This is a genomic window from Methylomicrobium album BG8, from assembly GCF_000214275.2.
Taxonomy (GTDB): domain Bacteria; phylum Pseudomonadota; class Gammaproteobacteria; order Methylococcales; family Methylomonadaceae; genus Methylomicrobium; species Methylomicrobium agile.
In genome coordinates this window covers 2,585,950-2,601,002 of the sequence record NZ_CM001475.1, presented here as the reverse complement: position 1 = coordinate 2,601,002, position 15,053 = coordinate 2,585,950, and the positions used below count along the sequence as shown (strand labels likewise).

Below are 15,053 nucleotides of genomic sequence, written 5' to 3'. Positions count from 1 at the left end.
GCGGAGACAATAGCCGGATGAACAGCCAGATTTTACTCGCCGTAACCGGCCTGACTCCGCAAGTCGTCACCGAAACGCTGTATGCCTTGCACCGGCAGGGCGAGCCGCTGCCGACGGCCATTCATATCCTGACCACGGCGGAAGGCTATCAGCGCGCCCGGCTGACCTTGATCAACGACGGCTGGCTGGCGCGTTTTTTCCAGGATTACCGGTTGCCCCGGCCGGATTTTTCCGAACGGTCCATCCATGTTCTGCAATGCGCCGGCGGCCGGGCCCTGAACGACATCCGCAGCCAGGCCGACAACCAGGCCATGGCCGACGGCATTACCGAATGGATCAGAACTTTCACCGCCGACCCGGACACCGCCTTGCATGTCTCGATTGCCGGCGGCCGCAAGACCATGGGTTTTTATGCCGGCTATGCCTTGTCCCTGTATGGGCGGCAACAGGACCGCCTCAGCCATGTGCTGGTTTCGGCGGACTATGAATCGCATCCGCAGTTTTATTATCCGACGCCCTATTCCCAGGTGATCTACGGCAACGACCCCAGCCGTAAACCCCTGGATACCCGGCATGCCGACGTGATCCTGGCCGACATTGCCTTCGTGCGGCTCAGGCACGGGCTGGACCGGACGCTGCTCGACGGCAAAAGCAGCTTCAGCCGGACCGTGGCCAATGCCCAGGCCGCGCTGGGGCCGGCGCATTTGACGATCGATCCGGACAGGCGCCTGCTCATTGCCCAAGGGACGCCAGTTAAATTGATCCCGGCCGACCTGGCCTTCTACCTTTGGCTGCTGCAGCGCCAGGCCGATGGCCTGGCGTCGCCGCCATGCCCCAGTGATGGCGCGCCCGATGAAATCTACGGCGCCGAATATTTACGCCATTACCGCCGAATCACCGGAAAACTGGGCGGAGCGGACCGCACCGAGGCCGCCTTGCGGGGCGGCATGAGCAAAGCGTTTTTCGAACAGCGCAAATCGCGGATCAACAAGGTGCTCGGCCGGGCTTTGCAACAGGCTGCAGGGGCTTACTTGATCCAGGCGGTAGGAAAACGGCCGAGGACGCGGTATCGGATAGCACTTGAAGCGGAACAGATTCAATTTCAACAGGAGCGAACATGCTGAGAGTAGATTACCTTATCCATTTCAACTGCCCGGGCTTTCTGGGCGATGCCGAGCAACAGTCGGCCTGGCGTACACCGCCGTTCAAGGCGTTGTTGCAACACTGGTGGCGCATCGCGGTGGCCAAGCAATATGGCTACCACTGGCAGGAAGTGCGCGAGGCCGAAGGGCGGTTGTTTGGGCATGCCTGGTTGGAAGATAGGGATCATCAAGCGTGGGCGATGCGTAGCCGGGTGCGGATAAAACTCGAACATCAAAAAGCAGGTGAGCTTAAGCGGTGGGTTGATTCACCAGCAAGCAATCGCATTACTCATCCCGAAGTAAAAGACAGGAATACCGGCAAATTGCGCTCTATGGCTCCAGAAACATATCTGGCCTATGGTCCGCTACATTTCAATAATGGCATCGTTCATGCACCTGCAATCAATGCCAATGAACAAAACCGACTGACCCTAATTTACCCCGAAAGCGAACAAACAACCTTCAACCAAACCCTGCAACTCATCCATTGGTTCGGCACTTTAGGCGGACGCTCCCGTAATGCTTGGGGCTCCGTTGAACTAAAAGCCGATGTGGGAGCGACGCCTACGTCGCGACTAGCCGAACTTCAAGACAATACCGTTTTGTTAAATGGTAAAGCCGATCTAACGCAATTTAGCCGACCATTAAAAGACTGCTTGTCCCAGGAATGGCCGCACGCGATTGGCTCGGATGACGAAGGCTTATTGATTTGGCAAACACCGGAGCGAAATAACTGGCAACTCGTTATGAAAGATTTGGCACAAACCAAAATCAAATTTCGAACCGATTTACCTTTTCCTAATGCTCATCCTGGCGGCTTTGAAAAACGTCATCTGCTGGCGTACCCGGTGACTAACCATAAAGTAAACGCCTGGGGCAATAACGGTCGTTTAGCTAATCAACTTCGCTTTAAAATCATTCGTTCAGGACAAAATTTTGCTGGAATCATTTTTCATTTGCCCTGCGCACTGCCGAAGGAAATGACCCAAGGATTGAAAAATGCACCGTCTATTCAACAACAAATCGAAATTTGGCAATCCGTCCATCAGTCGTTGAACGGCTTGAAAGCGCAAGGCTTAGAAATCAAAAGGATCCAATCATGAAAGACAACACCCTCTGGCAAGCCAAACTCGCCGCCCGCGTCCACGATCCTGCCGAAAAAGCGCTGGTCTTGATGCGCGACCCGGCCGGACACGAAGGGGGCACGACGCGCGCGTTGTTCAAGACGTTTTTTCCAAACGGTCTTGATGCTGAAACCAAAGCGTGGATAGAGAAATCCGACCATTGGGCTTCGGCGGCAGACCGGCCGCAATTTCCGCAAGATAAGGACAATCGCTATGCCGCCTGGGCGCAAGTCCGCTTCGATCAAGCGCCGGAAATCAAACATCCGTTGACCGGTGATTCGGCGGAACTGATGGGAAAATTAAATATCGACCCCGCGCATATCAAGGCATTTAGCACCGACTATTTTCTGGAATTGATTGAGCGGGATGCACAAGATGCTATTGATTGGCAAAAAACCTTGCTCGGTTTCTGGCGTTTTGGTCCGGAACTTAACCCGAAAGGCATCGGCCATTTGTGGCGCTTGCTGCCTGCCGATACCCGCGTTCCCGATCATACCATCTGGGCGCACCTGGATTTGACCTCGGCGTTTTGCGGCGCATTTGCGGCAGACCCGAACGAGCAGCCGGCTTTGCTCAATGTCAGTTTCGGGCCGGTGCAATCGTTCATCGCCGCCGGGAGATCAACCTCGGATTTATGGGCCGGTTCGCATCTGTTGTCGCGCATCGCATGGGAAGGTATGAAAATCATATGCGAGCGGCTCGGGCCGGATGCGATTATTTTCCCGCAACTGCGTGGCGTACCGCTGGTGGATTTATGGCTGCAAAAAGACATGGGTTTGCCGGCAAGTCGGTTCGATGAATTTGAATGTGAATGGCGCAAAGCCAAAACCGATGCCAACCCTTTGTTTTCGGCGGCACTGCCCAATAAATTTCTCGCGCTGGTTCCTGCGTCGATGGCAATGGAACTTGCGGAGCAAGTAACAGCAAGAGTACGGCAATGGGTTCTTGCCGAAGCTAACGCCATGCTGGATGAATGCCTGGAAATAGCCCGACTGAAGCAAACCGATCTGTATTGCTATCGTCAACTGAAGGAGCAATTGAACGGTTTCCCTGAAGTGTATTGGGCTGCCGTGCCCTGGTTGTGCCGGCAACAAGAGGGCAAAGTGAATATTGATGCTTTGCAGGAGGCGATGCTGCCATTTTATCCTGAAACGAATTTGCCGGGCTTTTTAGGCAGCGAATTATGGAAAACACTCAATCAAGCCATTCAGCCAGAGCAAGACTGGCAGTTCTATAGGCCTAACCCCGGTGTTTTATATCCAGCAGTTTACGACCTGTTGGATAGAGTCGCAGCCGCTGCCAAGGCCACCCGGACCTTTCAACAAAAACCGCAACAAGGCTACCGCAATACTTTGAGCGGAGAATACGAATGGCTGACGACTAACCAAACACAACTGGCTGTGCCGCCGGGAAAGCGGCAAAACACCCTGTGGCAAAAAGTTGCAGAGCAAAAACCGTCCTGGGTCAAAAACGGCGAGCATCTGAGTGCCCTGGATATGCTGAAGAGGCTGTGGCCAAAGCGTTTTATCGACGAAATCAAAAATTCTGTGGATGGTTTAGGAAGTATCAGTCGCTATGTGGTTTCGACTCACGACATGGCCTTTTCCACGAGTTTTGAACAGTGGCTACAAAACTCAAATCGCGAATCCTTACCGATTGAATTGATGGCGATACTGGAAGGCTGGTCCGAACAATCAGCCCTGCCAAAAAAGGTTCTTAATATGACCGGAGCTGATCAGCAAGCCCGTTTATTGGCCAAGAAACTGCCTTCGTTTTGGGATGCCCATTGTGAAAACGAGACGTTGAAACCCAGCATTAAATTCAAACTTAGCGGCTTTTTTCAGGAAACCTATTATGCCTTGATTCTGATGGACGGCGACAACATGGGCGCATGGCTATCGGGCAGTGAGGATAAATACCGATTGGCCTATCAGGACAGTTGGCATAGCAAGATCAAGAGCGGTATCGATCAACGTTACCGAGAACAGCTCAAGTCTTATCTGGAAAGCAAACGCTATCCGTCTCCGGCCCGCCATATGGCGATTTCCGATGCACTCAACGGCTTTTCGCTGGATTTGGCGCGCTATGTGGTCGAGGATTTATATAAAGGCAAACTGCTTTACGCCGGTGGCGATGATGTAATGGCTATGGTATCCGTAGACGATTTGTTGCCGGCGATGTTGCTGTTGCGTTTGGTGTATAGCGGAATATTTCCTGTAAATGGCGATTCCTCAATTGTATGGAAATCGCTGTTGAAACAGGAAAAAGCCGAGCTGCGATTGAAAAACGGCTACGTACTCAAAGATGAAACCCTTTACCGGGTCATGGGTGTTAAAGCGACCGCTTCTTGCGGAGCCGTAATCGCACACCATGCCGCGCCACTCGGGCAGGTGCTGAAAACCTTAAGGTCCGCCGAACAGCGCGCCAAAAAAACCGGCGGACGCGATGCCTTTGCTATTGATTTGCTCAAGCGTTCCGGCGGCGCAGTCAAATTGACCTGTCCCTGGTTCAACAACCCAGATAATCCAGAGAGTTTGCTGGACAGCCCAATGGGGCAATTAATCCGGATGAGAGATGCACTTGCGGAGCCCAACTTATCGCGTCGCGCGGCTTATATCGCCCAGGACTGGTTAAGGCAATTGCCGCCGCAAACCTTGTTCCTCCAAGATCCCTTTCTTTACAAATCGTTGCTACAGCAATCGCTTGAATACCCGTTATTGCGGCAGAATCAAGGCATCCCTCAATATCATGATTTGGCAGAGCGTATGGTGGAGTTAGGAATGAGTCAGGCAGGACAAGCGTGTGCCGACTTCATCACCCACTTCATCGGCATCGCCGAATTTTTAGCCCGCGACAGCCGCGCTGGAGGTGCGCAATGAGCGAATTCCATTTTTTACAACCCTTGGATGTACTGTATTTGCGCGGCAATCGATTGTTCGGCGACAGCTCCGCCACCGGCGAAGCCGTCATGCCTCCCTGGCCTTCAATGGCCGCCGGTGCTTTGCGCTCGCAATTGCTGACTGGTCATGGTATCGACGTTGGTCAGTTTGCTCAAGGCAAGGCTGCTTTACCCGACGCATTGGCGCAAAGTTTGGGCACGCCGGACCAGCCAGGCGATTTCCGCATCAGCCATTTTCTACTCGGCAAATATGATTCAGATACGGACACATTACAGGATGTCTATCTGCCGTTGCCTGCGGATGTGGTTGTGGTTGCCGAGGGGGACAACAGGAAAATTCACACACTGCAACCGCGCCGATTGCCCGACGCCATCCAGACCGGCTCGTCATGCTCGCAAATACCCGTGTTGCGCACCGATAAACAAGCCAAGCCCGAAGGCGGCTTGTGGTTGAATAAGGAGGGTATTCAAAGCTGGCTTAATGGACAACCGATTCATGCGAAACATCTGGTGGAGAGCAAAGCCCTTTGGAAAATCGACTCGCGGTTGGGTATTGCCTTGGAAACCCAAAGCCGCACCACAGGAGAAGGCCAGCTTTATACCGTGGACGCCGTGGCGCTGGCTGACTGTGTGGGTTTCATTGCCGGAATTAAGGGAGCCAACAACCTGTTACCAAAAAACGGCGTTTTACGTTTGGGCGGCGATGGACGCGGCGCTCGGCACCTGAAGCTCGATTGGCAAGTCTTGCAGCCAGACTGGAACGCTATCGAGAAATCGCGCCGTTTTCGCCTGACGCTGACCACGCCCGGCTTATTCGAACAAGGCTGGCTGTTGCCTGGCATGACACAGCAAAACGGTGCTTGTCTTTGGCAACCCCCTGGCTTTTCCGCAAAGTTGATAACTGCCAGCACCTCGCGCGCCGAAACCATCAGTGGCTGGGACATCGCCAACAATCAACCCAAGCCCGCGCTCAAAGCCGTCAGTACGGGCAGCGTTTACTGGTTCGATCAATTCGAAGGCGAAACCATGGCTCTTCAAAAGCTTGTCGAACACGGTTTATTTCATCTGGATGCGTATCCTGACGACAAGCGGCGGGCGGAAGGTTTCAACAATATCATGATTGGGGTATGGCCATAAGCGCGAATGCCGCCATTTGCGTAGGTCGGGTTAGGCGTTAGCCGTAACCCGACATGAAGGCTTCGTTTGTCGGGTTACGCTCTATCGAGCTAACCCGACCTACTTAATCGTTTTTCATTATCTTAGCGAATCTTTAGGAGACACGATGTTTCAGGAAACCCGAATAGCATTCTTATATTGCGTCAGCCCGGTTCACATGGGCACCGGCACGGCGGTTGGCGGCTTAATCGACAACCCCATTCAGCGCGAACGCCATACCGAATATCCCATGATGGCCGGTTCCGGCATCAAAGGCGCAATTCGCCATGATTATTGGGCGCAGGACAAAAGCAGCAAACTGCTGAATCGTTTGTTTGGGCCGGAGAATGATGCCTCCGAACATGCCGGCGCATTAAGTTTTAGTGATGGGCAACTGGCCGCCTTTCCGGTGCGCTGCCCGAAAGCCGGTTATGTTTATGCCACCTCGCCGTTGTTGCTGGCCCGATTGAAACGGCAATTGGCGCTGGCGAAAACTCAGGTGGACTGGGTAATTCCGAATTTGGAAAGCGGCAAATGCCGGATCATAAACCCTGATCTAATGACGGATAGCAAATTGGCTTTGGAAGCCTACGAACTTGAGCCGCAAATTGACCCTGCGTTAAAACAGGTTGCCGAATGGCTAGCCGCAAATGCATTGCCGGAATCAGACGATTTTGCCTATTTCCGAAAAAAATTAGCGGACGATTTGGTACTGCTATCCGATGACGAACTGCATTATTTTGTAGTTAATTCAACGGTAGTCGAGCCTCATGTCCGGATCGACGACATCAGCGGTACAGCCGATGGCGGTGCCTTGTTCTATACAGAAAACCTGCCACCCGAAAGCATCCTATTTACTGTCATCATGGCGAGTCAGGAACGTTACAGACGCGGAGACAGCGCGGAAAATCGCATGGACGCCACACAGATCATCAATACGCTGGTCAATGACGGCGAAAACTGGCAAGCCTTGCAAGGCCGCATGGTGCAATTTGGCGGCGACGCCAGTACCGGACGTGGGCAAATCGTTTGCTCGATTGTCGGAGGCGGACATGAGTAAGTTACCCAGTCTGGATCAAAAACGCGCGGCTTATGCCTGGCAACAAGTGCAGGGCCAAAGCGACGACTACACAAAATTAGCTAAAGGTGCACCAGCCTTGATTATGAGCAATGGCTTGATGCAGACATTGGCGTTTTACCAAGACAAAAATAAGCCACATCATCATGCTTTGAATAAGCATATTATCGACTGGCTGGCCGCTTATTTCACACATCAAGAAAATGTCTCAGTACCTTTCGACAAAATGATGGGGGTGCTTTTAAAAACCGACAGTCAAAAATACCGCAAAGCCACCGAAGAAACCTTGGCGCTGCTGCGCTGGATACGTCAATTTGCGGCAATCAACCAATAAAGAGGAATATACAAATGACCAAAGCGGCATTACCTCATTACATGGAAAAACATTTGTCCGGTCAAGACATTCCGCCCGGCCACCGTTTCGGTCTGTATTTTCCGGTATGGCGTGACGATTGGACTAAAGCGGATGGTGAAAAGACCGCCGCCCTGAAAAAAGCCACCAGCCTACCCGATGCTTGCCGCAAAATGACCGAAGCCCTGCGTCAACGCCAGCAAACCATTGCCTTGCAAAACGATGCTCTAGATTATTTTCCGGCAATAAGCACGTCGCCGTTCATGACCGGCATCGGCAACGAACACCCGCTGGAAAATGGCTTCGCCTTTTTAAATCCTTACGGCTTGCCGTATTTGCCCGGTTCCAGCGTGAAAGGCGCGTTGCGCACCGCCGCTGAAGAACTGGCTTTAGGTTTATATGGTGAAACTAAAGATTGGGATATGCTGGCGGTGTGGTGGTTGTTTGGTTTTGAGGCCGGGAACGCCGCAATTAACAAAAAGCCTTACAAAGGCGACACGATTTTGGTTGAAGAAGCTCAACGCCGACAAGCGGCCTATCAATCGTGGGTTGCTCAAGGTAAATATGATCTTCAATCCCTGTATAAAATGATTGAGGCCACTGTATCCGGTAAGCCGCAACAGGCAAAATACAAAAGCGACCCAGAAATTTTTCTGACTTCACTATCCGATAACATCAGTTTGCAAGGCGCACTCAGCTTTTGGGATGTTTACCCGCAATGCAAAAATCTGGCAATGGACATCCTGACCCCGCACCACGGCGGTTACTTCCAGGGTAAAAATGCCTCGCACGATTCCGAGCAGCCGATTCCCAACGTCTTTCTAACTGTACCGCCGGGCAGCCGATTTGATTTTTACTGCACCTGTACAACGGCGCGTTTACCGGAAGCGTTACAGCAGAATTGGCAAGCATTATTGCAAACAGTTTTTCACTATGCTTTCGATTGGCTGGGATTCGGTGCGAAAACAGCGGTGGGTTATGGGCAAATGCGCCGAGACGAAAACGGGGAACGGAAATTTCGCGACGAAAAGGAACAGCGCCTGCAAAAAGCAAGGGCTGAGGCCGCGCAACAAGAAGCCGAAAATCGGCTGGCCGACTTGCCCCCGTTTGAGCGTGATATTGCCCAATTATTGAAAGACAAAAAAGACCCCAACAAAAAAGATTATTTGGTGTTGCTGGATGCCGTAAAAACTGGGCAATGGCAAAGCACGGATAAACAATCGATTTTGGAACGGATTCAATCGCTGATGCAACAGGCAGGCGACTGGAGGCCGATGACCCAGAAAAAAGACCCAAGCAAAGACAAAGAATATGTCCGGACACGAGACGTTTTAAAATTGATGGAGCAATAACCATGCAACCCATTCGGCTGATAATTGAACACGTCCCAGAATCCATACCTATTCCTTTAGATATGCGGCATCAGCCAATCGAGGTGATTATATGGTCGCTACTCGATCAACAAGTAGGGGACAAACCTACCGATAACTTGATTTCAGGCAACACATTTGAATCATGACCACTTACTTCATTACCCGCCACTCCGGCGCAATCGACTGGGCACGGCAGCAAGGCATCGTAGTCGACCATCAGCTCGCTCATCTGGACATCGACATGATCGATTCGGGCGATACCGTTATCGGTAGCCTCCCGGTCAATCTGGTCGCGGAGGTTTGCGAGAAAGGCGCTTCCTATATCCATCTGTCCCTCCGGATTCCCGAAGACTGGCGGGGTAGGGAGCTCACCGCCGAACAGATGGTCGCTTTCGGAGCCAAACTGGAACGCTACCGGCTCAAGAAAAGCGATGAACCATTACAATAAGAAAAAACCATGCGTAACATTCTCCTCTGTACCCTCGGCGCCAGTTGGGCCGTCGTTCCGGAAGTCTACGCCTTTCTGGCCCCCGGGAAATTCCCGCTCTACCACCATCATCCCCAACGTGAAAAACTGTTAGGCCTTAGAGCACAATATAGGCTTGCCGAGCCAGACGAGATCTGGGTCTGTACGACCCAGGGCACGCAAAGAAGCCTCGATTCCCTGAAAGCGTGGATTGCCTGCTGGCCGCGCTCGCCCATTCTTAGAGTGTGGCGGGCAGAAAGCACCGACCAGCTTGCCACGCAGCAGGAATGCGCCGCCATTCGCGAATTGATCGTGCGCGCCTGCCTCAAGGCGCATCACCACAGCGGCGGCGGCCAGGTCGTGCTGTCGCTTGCCGGCGGGCGGAAAACGATGAGCGCGGATATGCAATGGGCCGGCAGCTTGCTGGGCTGTCAGGCATTGCTGCATGTGATCAGCGCCGATGGGTTGCCGAAGGAGTTTCGCGAGGCGCTGCCGTCGGTGTTTACCCAGCCGCTGCCCCCGGAGTGGGCCGCGCTGGTGACGCCCTTGGTTGCCGGCCAGACCGTCCGTAGCGACCTGCTGGATATCAAAGTCGATGCGGCTGAGCCCATCAAAACCGAAGACTATCCGCTTCCGTTGCCCGAGGCCGGTCAAATCGCCACTTTTGCCGATAGCGGCGCGAGCCTCGGCCAGGAACTGTCCAAGCGCGAAAAAGCCAGCAGCCGCCTGTTCGGCAACTACCTGCAGGACATCAGCCGCGATGAAACGCACGAAAACTGGCGTAGCCTGTATCGCTTGCCTCCTCGCCGAATCGATCAACTGCGTAATTCCCGTCTGACCGAAAACCATCGGGATTGGTTAACCGCTCTGCCTAAGGCCGATTTACACCGCCACCTCGGCGGCTGCCTGGATCTGAATGCCCAGCGCCATGTCGCTCAGGCGATTTGGCGAAATCTGACCGAGCCGGAACAGCGGCAAGCGCTTCAGGATTGCCAGCCGCTGCTGCAAGCGGAAACATGGGCCTGGGATTGGCCCGTATCCCTGAAAGCCAACGGCACGCGCAGCCATCGGACAGCCGCCTTGTTGCTTCACTCCAGCGATCAGCAATTACAGCACAATCTCTGGTACGTTACCGAGCCGCGCATCGGGCTGAAACAACGGCACGAAAAAGGCTTTGCCGCTTACGAACGTCCCGGCGAATTGACCGGCTCGGCCTTGCTCGGCTATCCCGCCGCGATTGCGCCTTACGCGCAGGCCGTGGTCGATCAGGCCGTTGCCGAAGGACTGGCTTATATCGAGCTGCGCGGCAGCCCGCAAAAATACGGCGACAGCCTGACATTTCTCGAGTCGTTCCATCAGGCCTTGAATGACAGCCTGACAAGCTTGCCGACAGAAAAAAAACCTTGCTTTCGCTTTATCATCATCGCCGATCGCCGCGCCAAGGAAATCGAACTTGCGGATACCATCCGTCAAGCCGTTATCGCCAAGCGGCGACTGCCCGATTTCATCGCCGGGCTGGATTTGGCCGGCGACGAACAACAAACTCAACCGGAGGCTATCGCGCATCTTTTCAACCCCGCTTTTGCGGAATGTTTGCCGATCACCATTCACGCCGGCGAAGGCGAAGCCGCCGAATCCATCTGGCAGGCAACTTATCATCTGCATGCCGATCGCATTGGCCACGGTTTGACTCTGAACGACAACGACAAACTCGCGCAACGTTTCCGGGACCGCAGCATCTGCCTGGAACTGTGCCCCACTTCCAACCGCGAAGTTGTCGGCTTTCATGACCCGCGCTATTCCGAAAGCCGGGATTGCCCGCCGTATCCGTTGATGGAACTCTGGCGCAAAGGGCTGCCGTTGACCCTGTGCACCGACAACCCCGGCATCAGCCGCACCAGCTTGGCGGACGAATATCTCGCCGCGGCGGCCATGTCCGGTTACCGGCTCAGCCAATGGGATGTGCTGGCGATGATCAAGCAAGGTTTCGTCCACAGCTTTCTCAGCGCCCAGCACAAGGAAAAACTGCTCAAGCGCATTGACGCTCAACTCTACATCCAGCTTACTGAGAACCCATGACTATCAGCACTCACCTGATCCTGGTATCGGCGCAGCCGATACCCAACATTACGCCGATCCTGGACGACAGTCTGCGTCCGCAGAAAGTCGTGATGCTGGTCAGCCCCGATATGACCGAGCGCAGCCAGGCGCTTGAAAACATCTTCAAGCCGCGCGGCATCCGTATCGAACGTTGTACGATCGACAACCCCTGGGATGCGGAACACATCAGCGACCGGATACTCGACCTGCTTGCGCAATATCCGGACGGCGGCATCGCCCTCAATGCGACCGGCGGCACCAAACTGATGAGCATTGCCGCTTACGAAGCCTTCCGCAGTTGCGAACTGCCCATTTATTACATTCATCCGGAACAGGACCGGCTGCTTTGGCTGTCGCCCGGCAAACCCGCGCAGGACCTGGCCGACTGCTTGAGACTGAAGGATTATCTGATGGCCTATGGCGCCGAAAAAGTCGATATTCCGGAACCTGCCGGCGTTGCCGAACCCATTCGCCGGCTGACGCGCCAACTGATTGCCGACATCGATCGCTATGCGTCCGAATTGAGTACGCTGAATTATCTGGCGCTGAATGCGGATAACCCTCAATTGACTGTCGAAATCGACTCTGGCCCTCAATCCCGACCTCATCTCTGGGAGATGCTGGATTTATTCGAGCAAGCGGGATTATGCAGGATCAACGGCCATTCCCTAAAATTCGTTGATGCGCAGGCCCGCTTTACCGCCAACGGCGGCTGGCTGGAAATGTTCGCCTATGCGGAATGCTTGGGGCTGAAGAAAGCTTCGGGCATCCAGGATATTGCCTGTAACATTACGATAAGCCGGCACCCTGCCGGAAAAACAGCCGTAAAGAACGAAATCGACATCGGCCTGATCAAAGCTAACCGGCTGCATTTAATCGAATGCAAAACTAAAAGCTATAGGGACTCGGCGCAAGGCGCGGATGTATTGTATAAACTCGACAGCCTGCGAGATTTGATGGGCGGCCTGCAGGGCAAGGCCATGCTGATCAGTTTCAATACGCTGGACAAAAGCAGCCGTGCCCGTGCAAAAGAACTGAACATTACGCTTTGTAGTCTCTCCGAGCTGAAGAATTTACAGCAGCAACTGAAAAAATGGCTCAGTCCCAACGGTTAACTTTTCAAATATGAAAAACCTTGGCAACCCTATCTGTAACCATCTGAAAAATAGAGGAGAGTATGAACGAGCTATTTGAATAACAGACCTTATAAAGAAGGGATTAAGACAATTGCGCTAAATCAAAACAATATGACGCTTGCATTTGAATAACAGACCTTATAAAGAAGGGATTAAGACCATATATGCAGAGTTCAATGTTGAGCATGTCTGCAATTTGAATAACAGACCTTATAAAGAAGGGATTAAGACCGCTATTACTAGCGCACTCTAATTACTTACTTACTATTTGAATAACAGACCTTATAAAGAAGGGATTAAGACCTAGCGCTTTTTGAAGCGCTTCAAATAACGCTTTATTTGAATAACAGACCTTATAAAGAAGGGATTAAGACCTTATTAAGTAAACTCACTTTCGTTTCTTTTGACATTTGAATAACAGACCTTATAAAGAAGGGATTAAGACTAGTCTAATATTGTTGAGTGCTTCTCATCGTTGAGATTTGAATAACAGACCTTATAAAGAAGGGATTAAGACTGTTTTTCGTCATTAAGTAACTGCGCAGCGTCGAATTTGAATAACAGACCTTATAAAGAAGGGATTAAGACAAATTTCATATCTTTATCTCAATATTAATTAGAATTTGAATAACAGACCTTATAAAGAAGGGATTAAGACGCTTATAGCGATCAGATTAGATTGAAGTTCGATTTGAATAACAGACCTTATAAAGAAGGGATTAAGACAATGCGCTCAAAACATAATCGAGAATAGACGACGATTTGAATAACAGACCTTATAAAGAAGGGATTAAGACACATTGTCTGCCGCCAATTGCTCTTGGCCGTCCCATATTTGAATAACAGACCTTATAAAGAAGGGATTAAGACTCATAATTTTAGATGACACGCGACACGTAGCCGTCATTTGAATAACAGACCTTATAAAGAAGGGATTAAGACCGGCCCGTTGTTGTTTGACGAAACCACCCAAGATTATTTGAATAACAGACCTTATAAAGAAGGGATTAAGACAACTTCCTTAAACCCATATTCTTCTATATAAGGTATTTGAATAACAGACCTTATAAAGAAGGGATTAAGACTAGTTTTTAATAGTCTGCCCATTGTATAACTTTGACATTTGAATAACAGACCTTATAAAGAAGGGATTAAGACCAAGCGGCTTAATGATAGGGTTAACGTACTACCTTATTTGAATAACAGACCTTATAAAGAAGGGATTAAGACGCTTTAAAGCGCTCACAACATAATCAAGAATCGACGATTTGAATAACAGACCTTATAAAGAAGGGATTAAGACGCTCATCTTTGTGATGAGCGTGCTTTTTTCGTCAATTTGAATAACAGACCTTATAAAGAAGGGATTAAGACCTCAATTTCAATTTTAACTTCTGCTGCACGAAATGATTTGAATAACAGACCTTATAAAGAAGGGATTAAGACTTTTACTTGCTCTGCTTTCTGAGAGCTGCAATCGATATTTGAATAACAGACCTTATAAAGAAGGGATTAAGACGCGCTATTGTTGTTGAATACTGTGATATCTTTGTATTTGAATAACAGACCTTATAAAGAAGGGATTAAGACGCGCAAGAATCTTTGTCGTCAGAGCGAACTAATATTTGAATAACAGACCTTATAAAGAAGGGATTAAGACGCATGGAGCAGGAACAGCAGTGGAACGATTTGGAAATTTGAATAACAGACCTTATAAAGAAGGGATTAAGACATAACCAGCTACTACATATGTGCCTTTCATTTATTTGAATAACAGACCTTATAAAGAAGGGATTAAGACCTTTGTGTTTTGGTACATATGAGCCAGGAGGAAATATTTGAATAACAGACCTTATAAAGAAGGGATTAAGACGGCAAAAAATATATTGAACCATACCAGCATCAAGAATTTGAATAACAGACCTTATAAAGAAGGGATTAAGACCTTTATGTTTTTTTCAAGAAGTGCAGATTTCTCTGATTTGAATAACAGACCTTATAAAGAAGGGATTAAGACGACGCAGTCTTGTAAGACTTCGCGTTCATTAAAATTTGAATAACAGACCTTATAAAGAAGGGATTAAGACGCTTTTTTGAAAGCGCTATTGTTACTGAAGACTATTTGAATAACAGACCTTATAAAGAAGGGATTAAGACAAAAAAAGCTAACGCTTTTACAGCGTTACTCACATTTGAATAACAGACCTTATAAAGAAGGGATTAAGACG

At 50.8% G+C, this 15,053-nt stretch carries 10 protein-coding genes and 1 CRISPR repeat array (1 of these 11 running past the window's edge); all 10 genes read left to right on the top strand.

All coding sequences use genetic code 11. The annotated features are described in order from the left end of the window. The first annotated feature begins 17 nt into the window (after positions 1 to 17). The 10 genes from csm6 to METAL_RS11110 all read left to right on the top strand — a co-directional run bounded on the left by csm6 (position 18) and on the right by METAL_RS11110 (position 12,804). Positions 18 to 1,124 (top strand): CRISPR-associated ring nuclease Csm6, encoded by a 1,107-nt coding sequence (csm6, locus tag METAL_RS11155; protein ID WP_005372376.1) that lies wholly within the window; start codon positions 18 to 20, stop codon positions 1,122 to 1,124. Continuing rightward, a complete protein-coding gene (locus METAL_RS11150; RefSeq protein ID WP_005372373.1) occupies positions 1,118 to 2,245 on the top strand; it encodes a hypothetical protein in 1,128 nt (375 codons plus the stop codon). The genes csm6 and METAL_RS11150 overlap by 7 nt, the downstream gene beginning before the upstream one ends. Further along, positions 2,242 to 5,145, top strand: a complete 2,904-nt coding sequence (cas10, locus tag METAL_RS11145; protein WP_005372372.1) for a type III-B CRISPR-associated protein Cas10/Cmr2 — start codon at positions 2,242 to 2,244, stop codon at positions 5,143 to 5,145. The genes METAL_RS11150 and cas10 overlap by 4 nt, the downstream gene beginning before the upstream one ends. After that, entirely contained in the window at positions 5,142 to 6,302 is a 1,161-nt protein-coding gene (cmr3, locus tag METAL_RS11140; RefSeq protein ID WP_005372369.1) for a type III-B CRISPR module-associated protein Cmr3, read from the top strand. Before cas10 ends, cmr3 begins: the two co-directional genes overlap by 4 nt. A gap of 145 nt (positions 6,303 to 6,447) precedes the next feature. Next, the gene (gene cmr4, locus METAL_RS11135) at positions 6,448 to 7,380 is read left to right on the top strand and encodes a type III-B CRISPR module RAMP protein Cmr4 (protein ID WP_005372367.1); all 933 of its coding nucleotides are present in this window, start codon (positions 6,448 to 6,450) and stop codon (positions 7,378 to 7,380) included. After that, positions 7,373 to 7,732 carry a type III-B CRISPR module-associated protein Cmr5 gene (gene cmr5 / locus METAL_RS11130; protein WP_005372365.1) on the top strand — a complete coding sequence of 120 codons (360 nt, stop codon included), beginning with the start codon at positions 7,373 to 7,375 and terminating at the stop codon, positions 7,730 to 7,732. Before cmr4 ends, cmr5 begins: the two co-directional genes overlap by 8 nt. A gap of 14 nt (positions 7,733 to 7,746) precedes the next feature. Next, the gene (gene cmr6 / locus METAL_RS11125; protein ID WP_005372359.1) at positions 7,747 to 9,102 is read left to right on the top strand and encodes a type III-B CRISPR module RAMP protein Cmr6; all 1,356 of its coding nucleotides are present in this window, start codon (positions 7,747 to 7,749) and stop codon (positions 9,100 to 9,102) included. A gap of 163 nt (positions 9,103 to 9,265) precedes the next feature. Further along, positions 9,266 to 9,571, top strand: a complete 306-nt coding sequence (gene csx16, locus METAL_RS11120) for a CRISPR-associated protein Csx16 (RefSeq protein ID WP_005372356.1) — start codon at positions 9,266 to 9,268, stop codon at positions 9,569 to 9,571. A gap of 9 nt (positions 9,572 to 9,580) precedes the next feature. Further along, the gene (locus tag METAL_RS11115; protein WP_005372354.1) at positions 9,581 to 11,668 is read left to right on the top strand and encodes a CRISPR-associated ring nuclease; all 2,088 of its coding nucleotides are present in this window, start codon (positions 9,581 to 9,583) and stop codon (positions 11,666 to 11,668) included. Continuing rightward, complete coding sequence (locus METAL_RS11110; RefSeq protein ID WP_005372352.1) at positions 11,665 to 12,804, top strand: Card1-like endonuclease domain-containing protein; 1,140 nt, start codon at positions 11,665 to 11,667, stop codon at positions 12,802 to 12,804. Before METAL_RS11115 ends, METAL_RS11110 begins: the two co-directional genes overlap by 4 nt. A 73-nt stretch (positions 12,805 to 12,877) precedes the next feature. Next, positions 12,878 to 15,053: direct repeats of the CRISPR family, unit length 37 nt; unit sequence ATTTGAATAACAGACCTTATAAAGAAGGGATTAAGAC; it runs 5,267 nt beyond the window's last position.

Bases quoted from the DNA above. Each gene is read 5' to 3' on its own strand.
- csm6 (WP_005372376.1), top strand. From the start codon at position 18: ATGAACAGCCAGATTTTACTCGCCGTAACCGGCCTGACTCCGCAAGTC.
- METAL_RS11150 (WP_005372373.1), top strand. From the start codon at position 1,118: ATGCTGAGAGTAGATTACCTTATCCATTTCAACTGCCCGGGCTTTCTG.
- cas10 (WP_005372372.1), top strand. From the start codon at position 2,242: ATGAAAGACAACACCCTCTGGCAAGCCAAACTCGCCGCCCGCGTCCAC.
- cmr3 (WP_005372369.1), top strand. From the start codon at position 5,142: ATGAGCGAATTCCATTTTTTACAACCCTTGGATGTACTGTATTTGCGC.
- cmr4 (WP_005372367.1), top strand. From the start codon at position 6,448: ATGTTTCAGGAAACCCGAATAGCATTCTTATATTGCGTCAGCCCGGTT.
- cmr5 (WP_005372365.1), top strand. From the start codon at position 7,373: ATGAGTAAGTTACCCAGTCTGGATCAAAAACGCGCGGCTTATGCCTGG.
- cmr6 (WP_005372359.1), top strand. From the start codon at position 7,747: ATGACCAAAGCGGCATTACCTCATTACATGGAAAAACATTTGTCCGGT.
- csx16 (WP_005372356.1), top strand. From the start codon at position 9,266: ATGACCACTTACTTCATTACCCGCCACTCCGGCGCAATCGACTGGGCA.
- METAL_RS11115 (WP_005372354.1), top strand. From the start codon at position 9,581: ATGCGTAACATTCTCCTCTGTACCCTCGGCGCCAGTTGGGCCGTCGTT.
- METAL_RS11110 (WP_005372352.1), top strand. From the start codon at position 11,665: ATGACTATCAGCACTCACCTGATCCTGGTATCGGCGCAGCCGATACCC.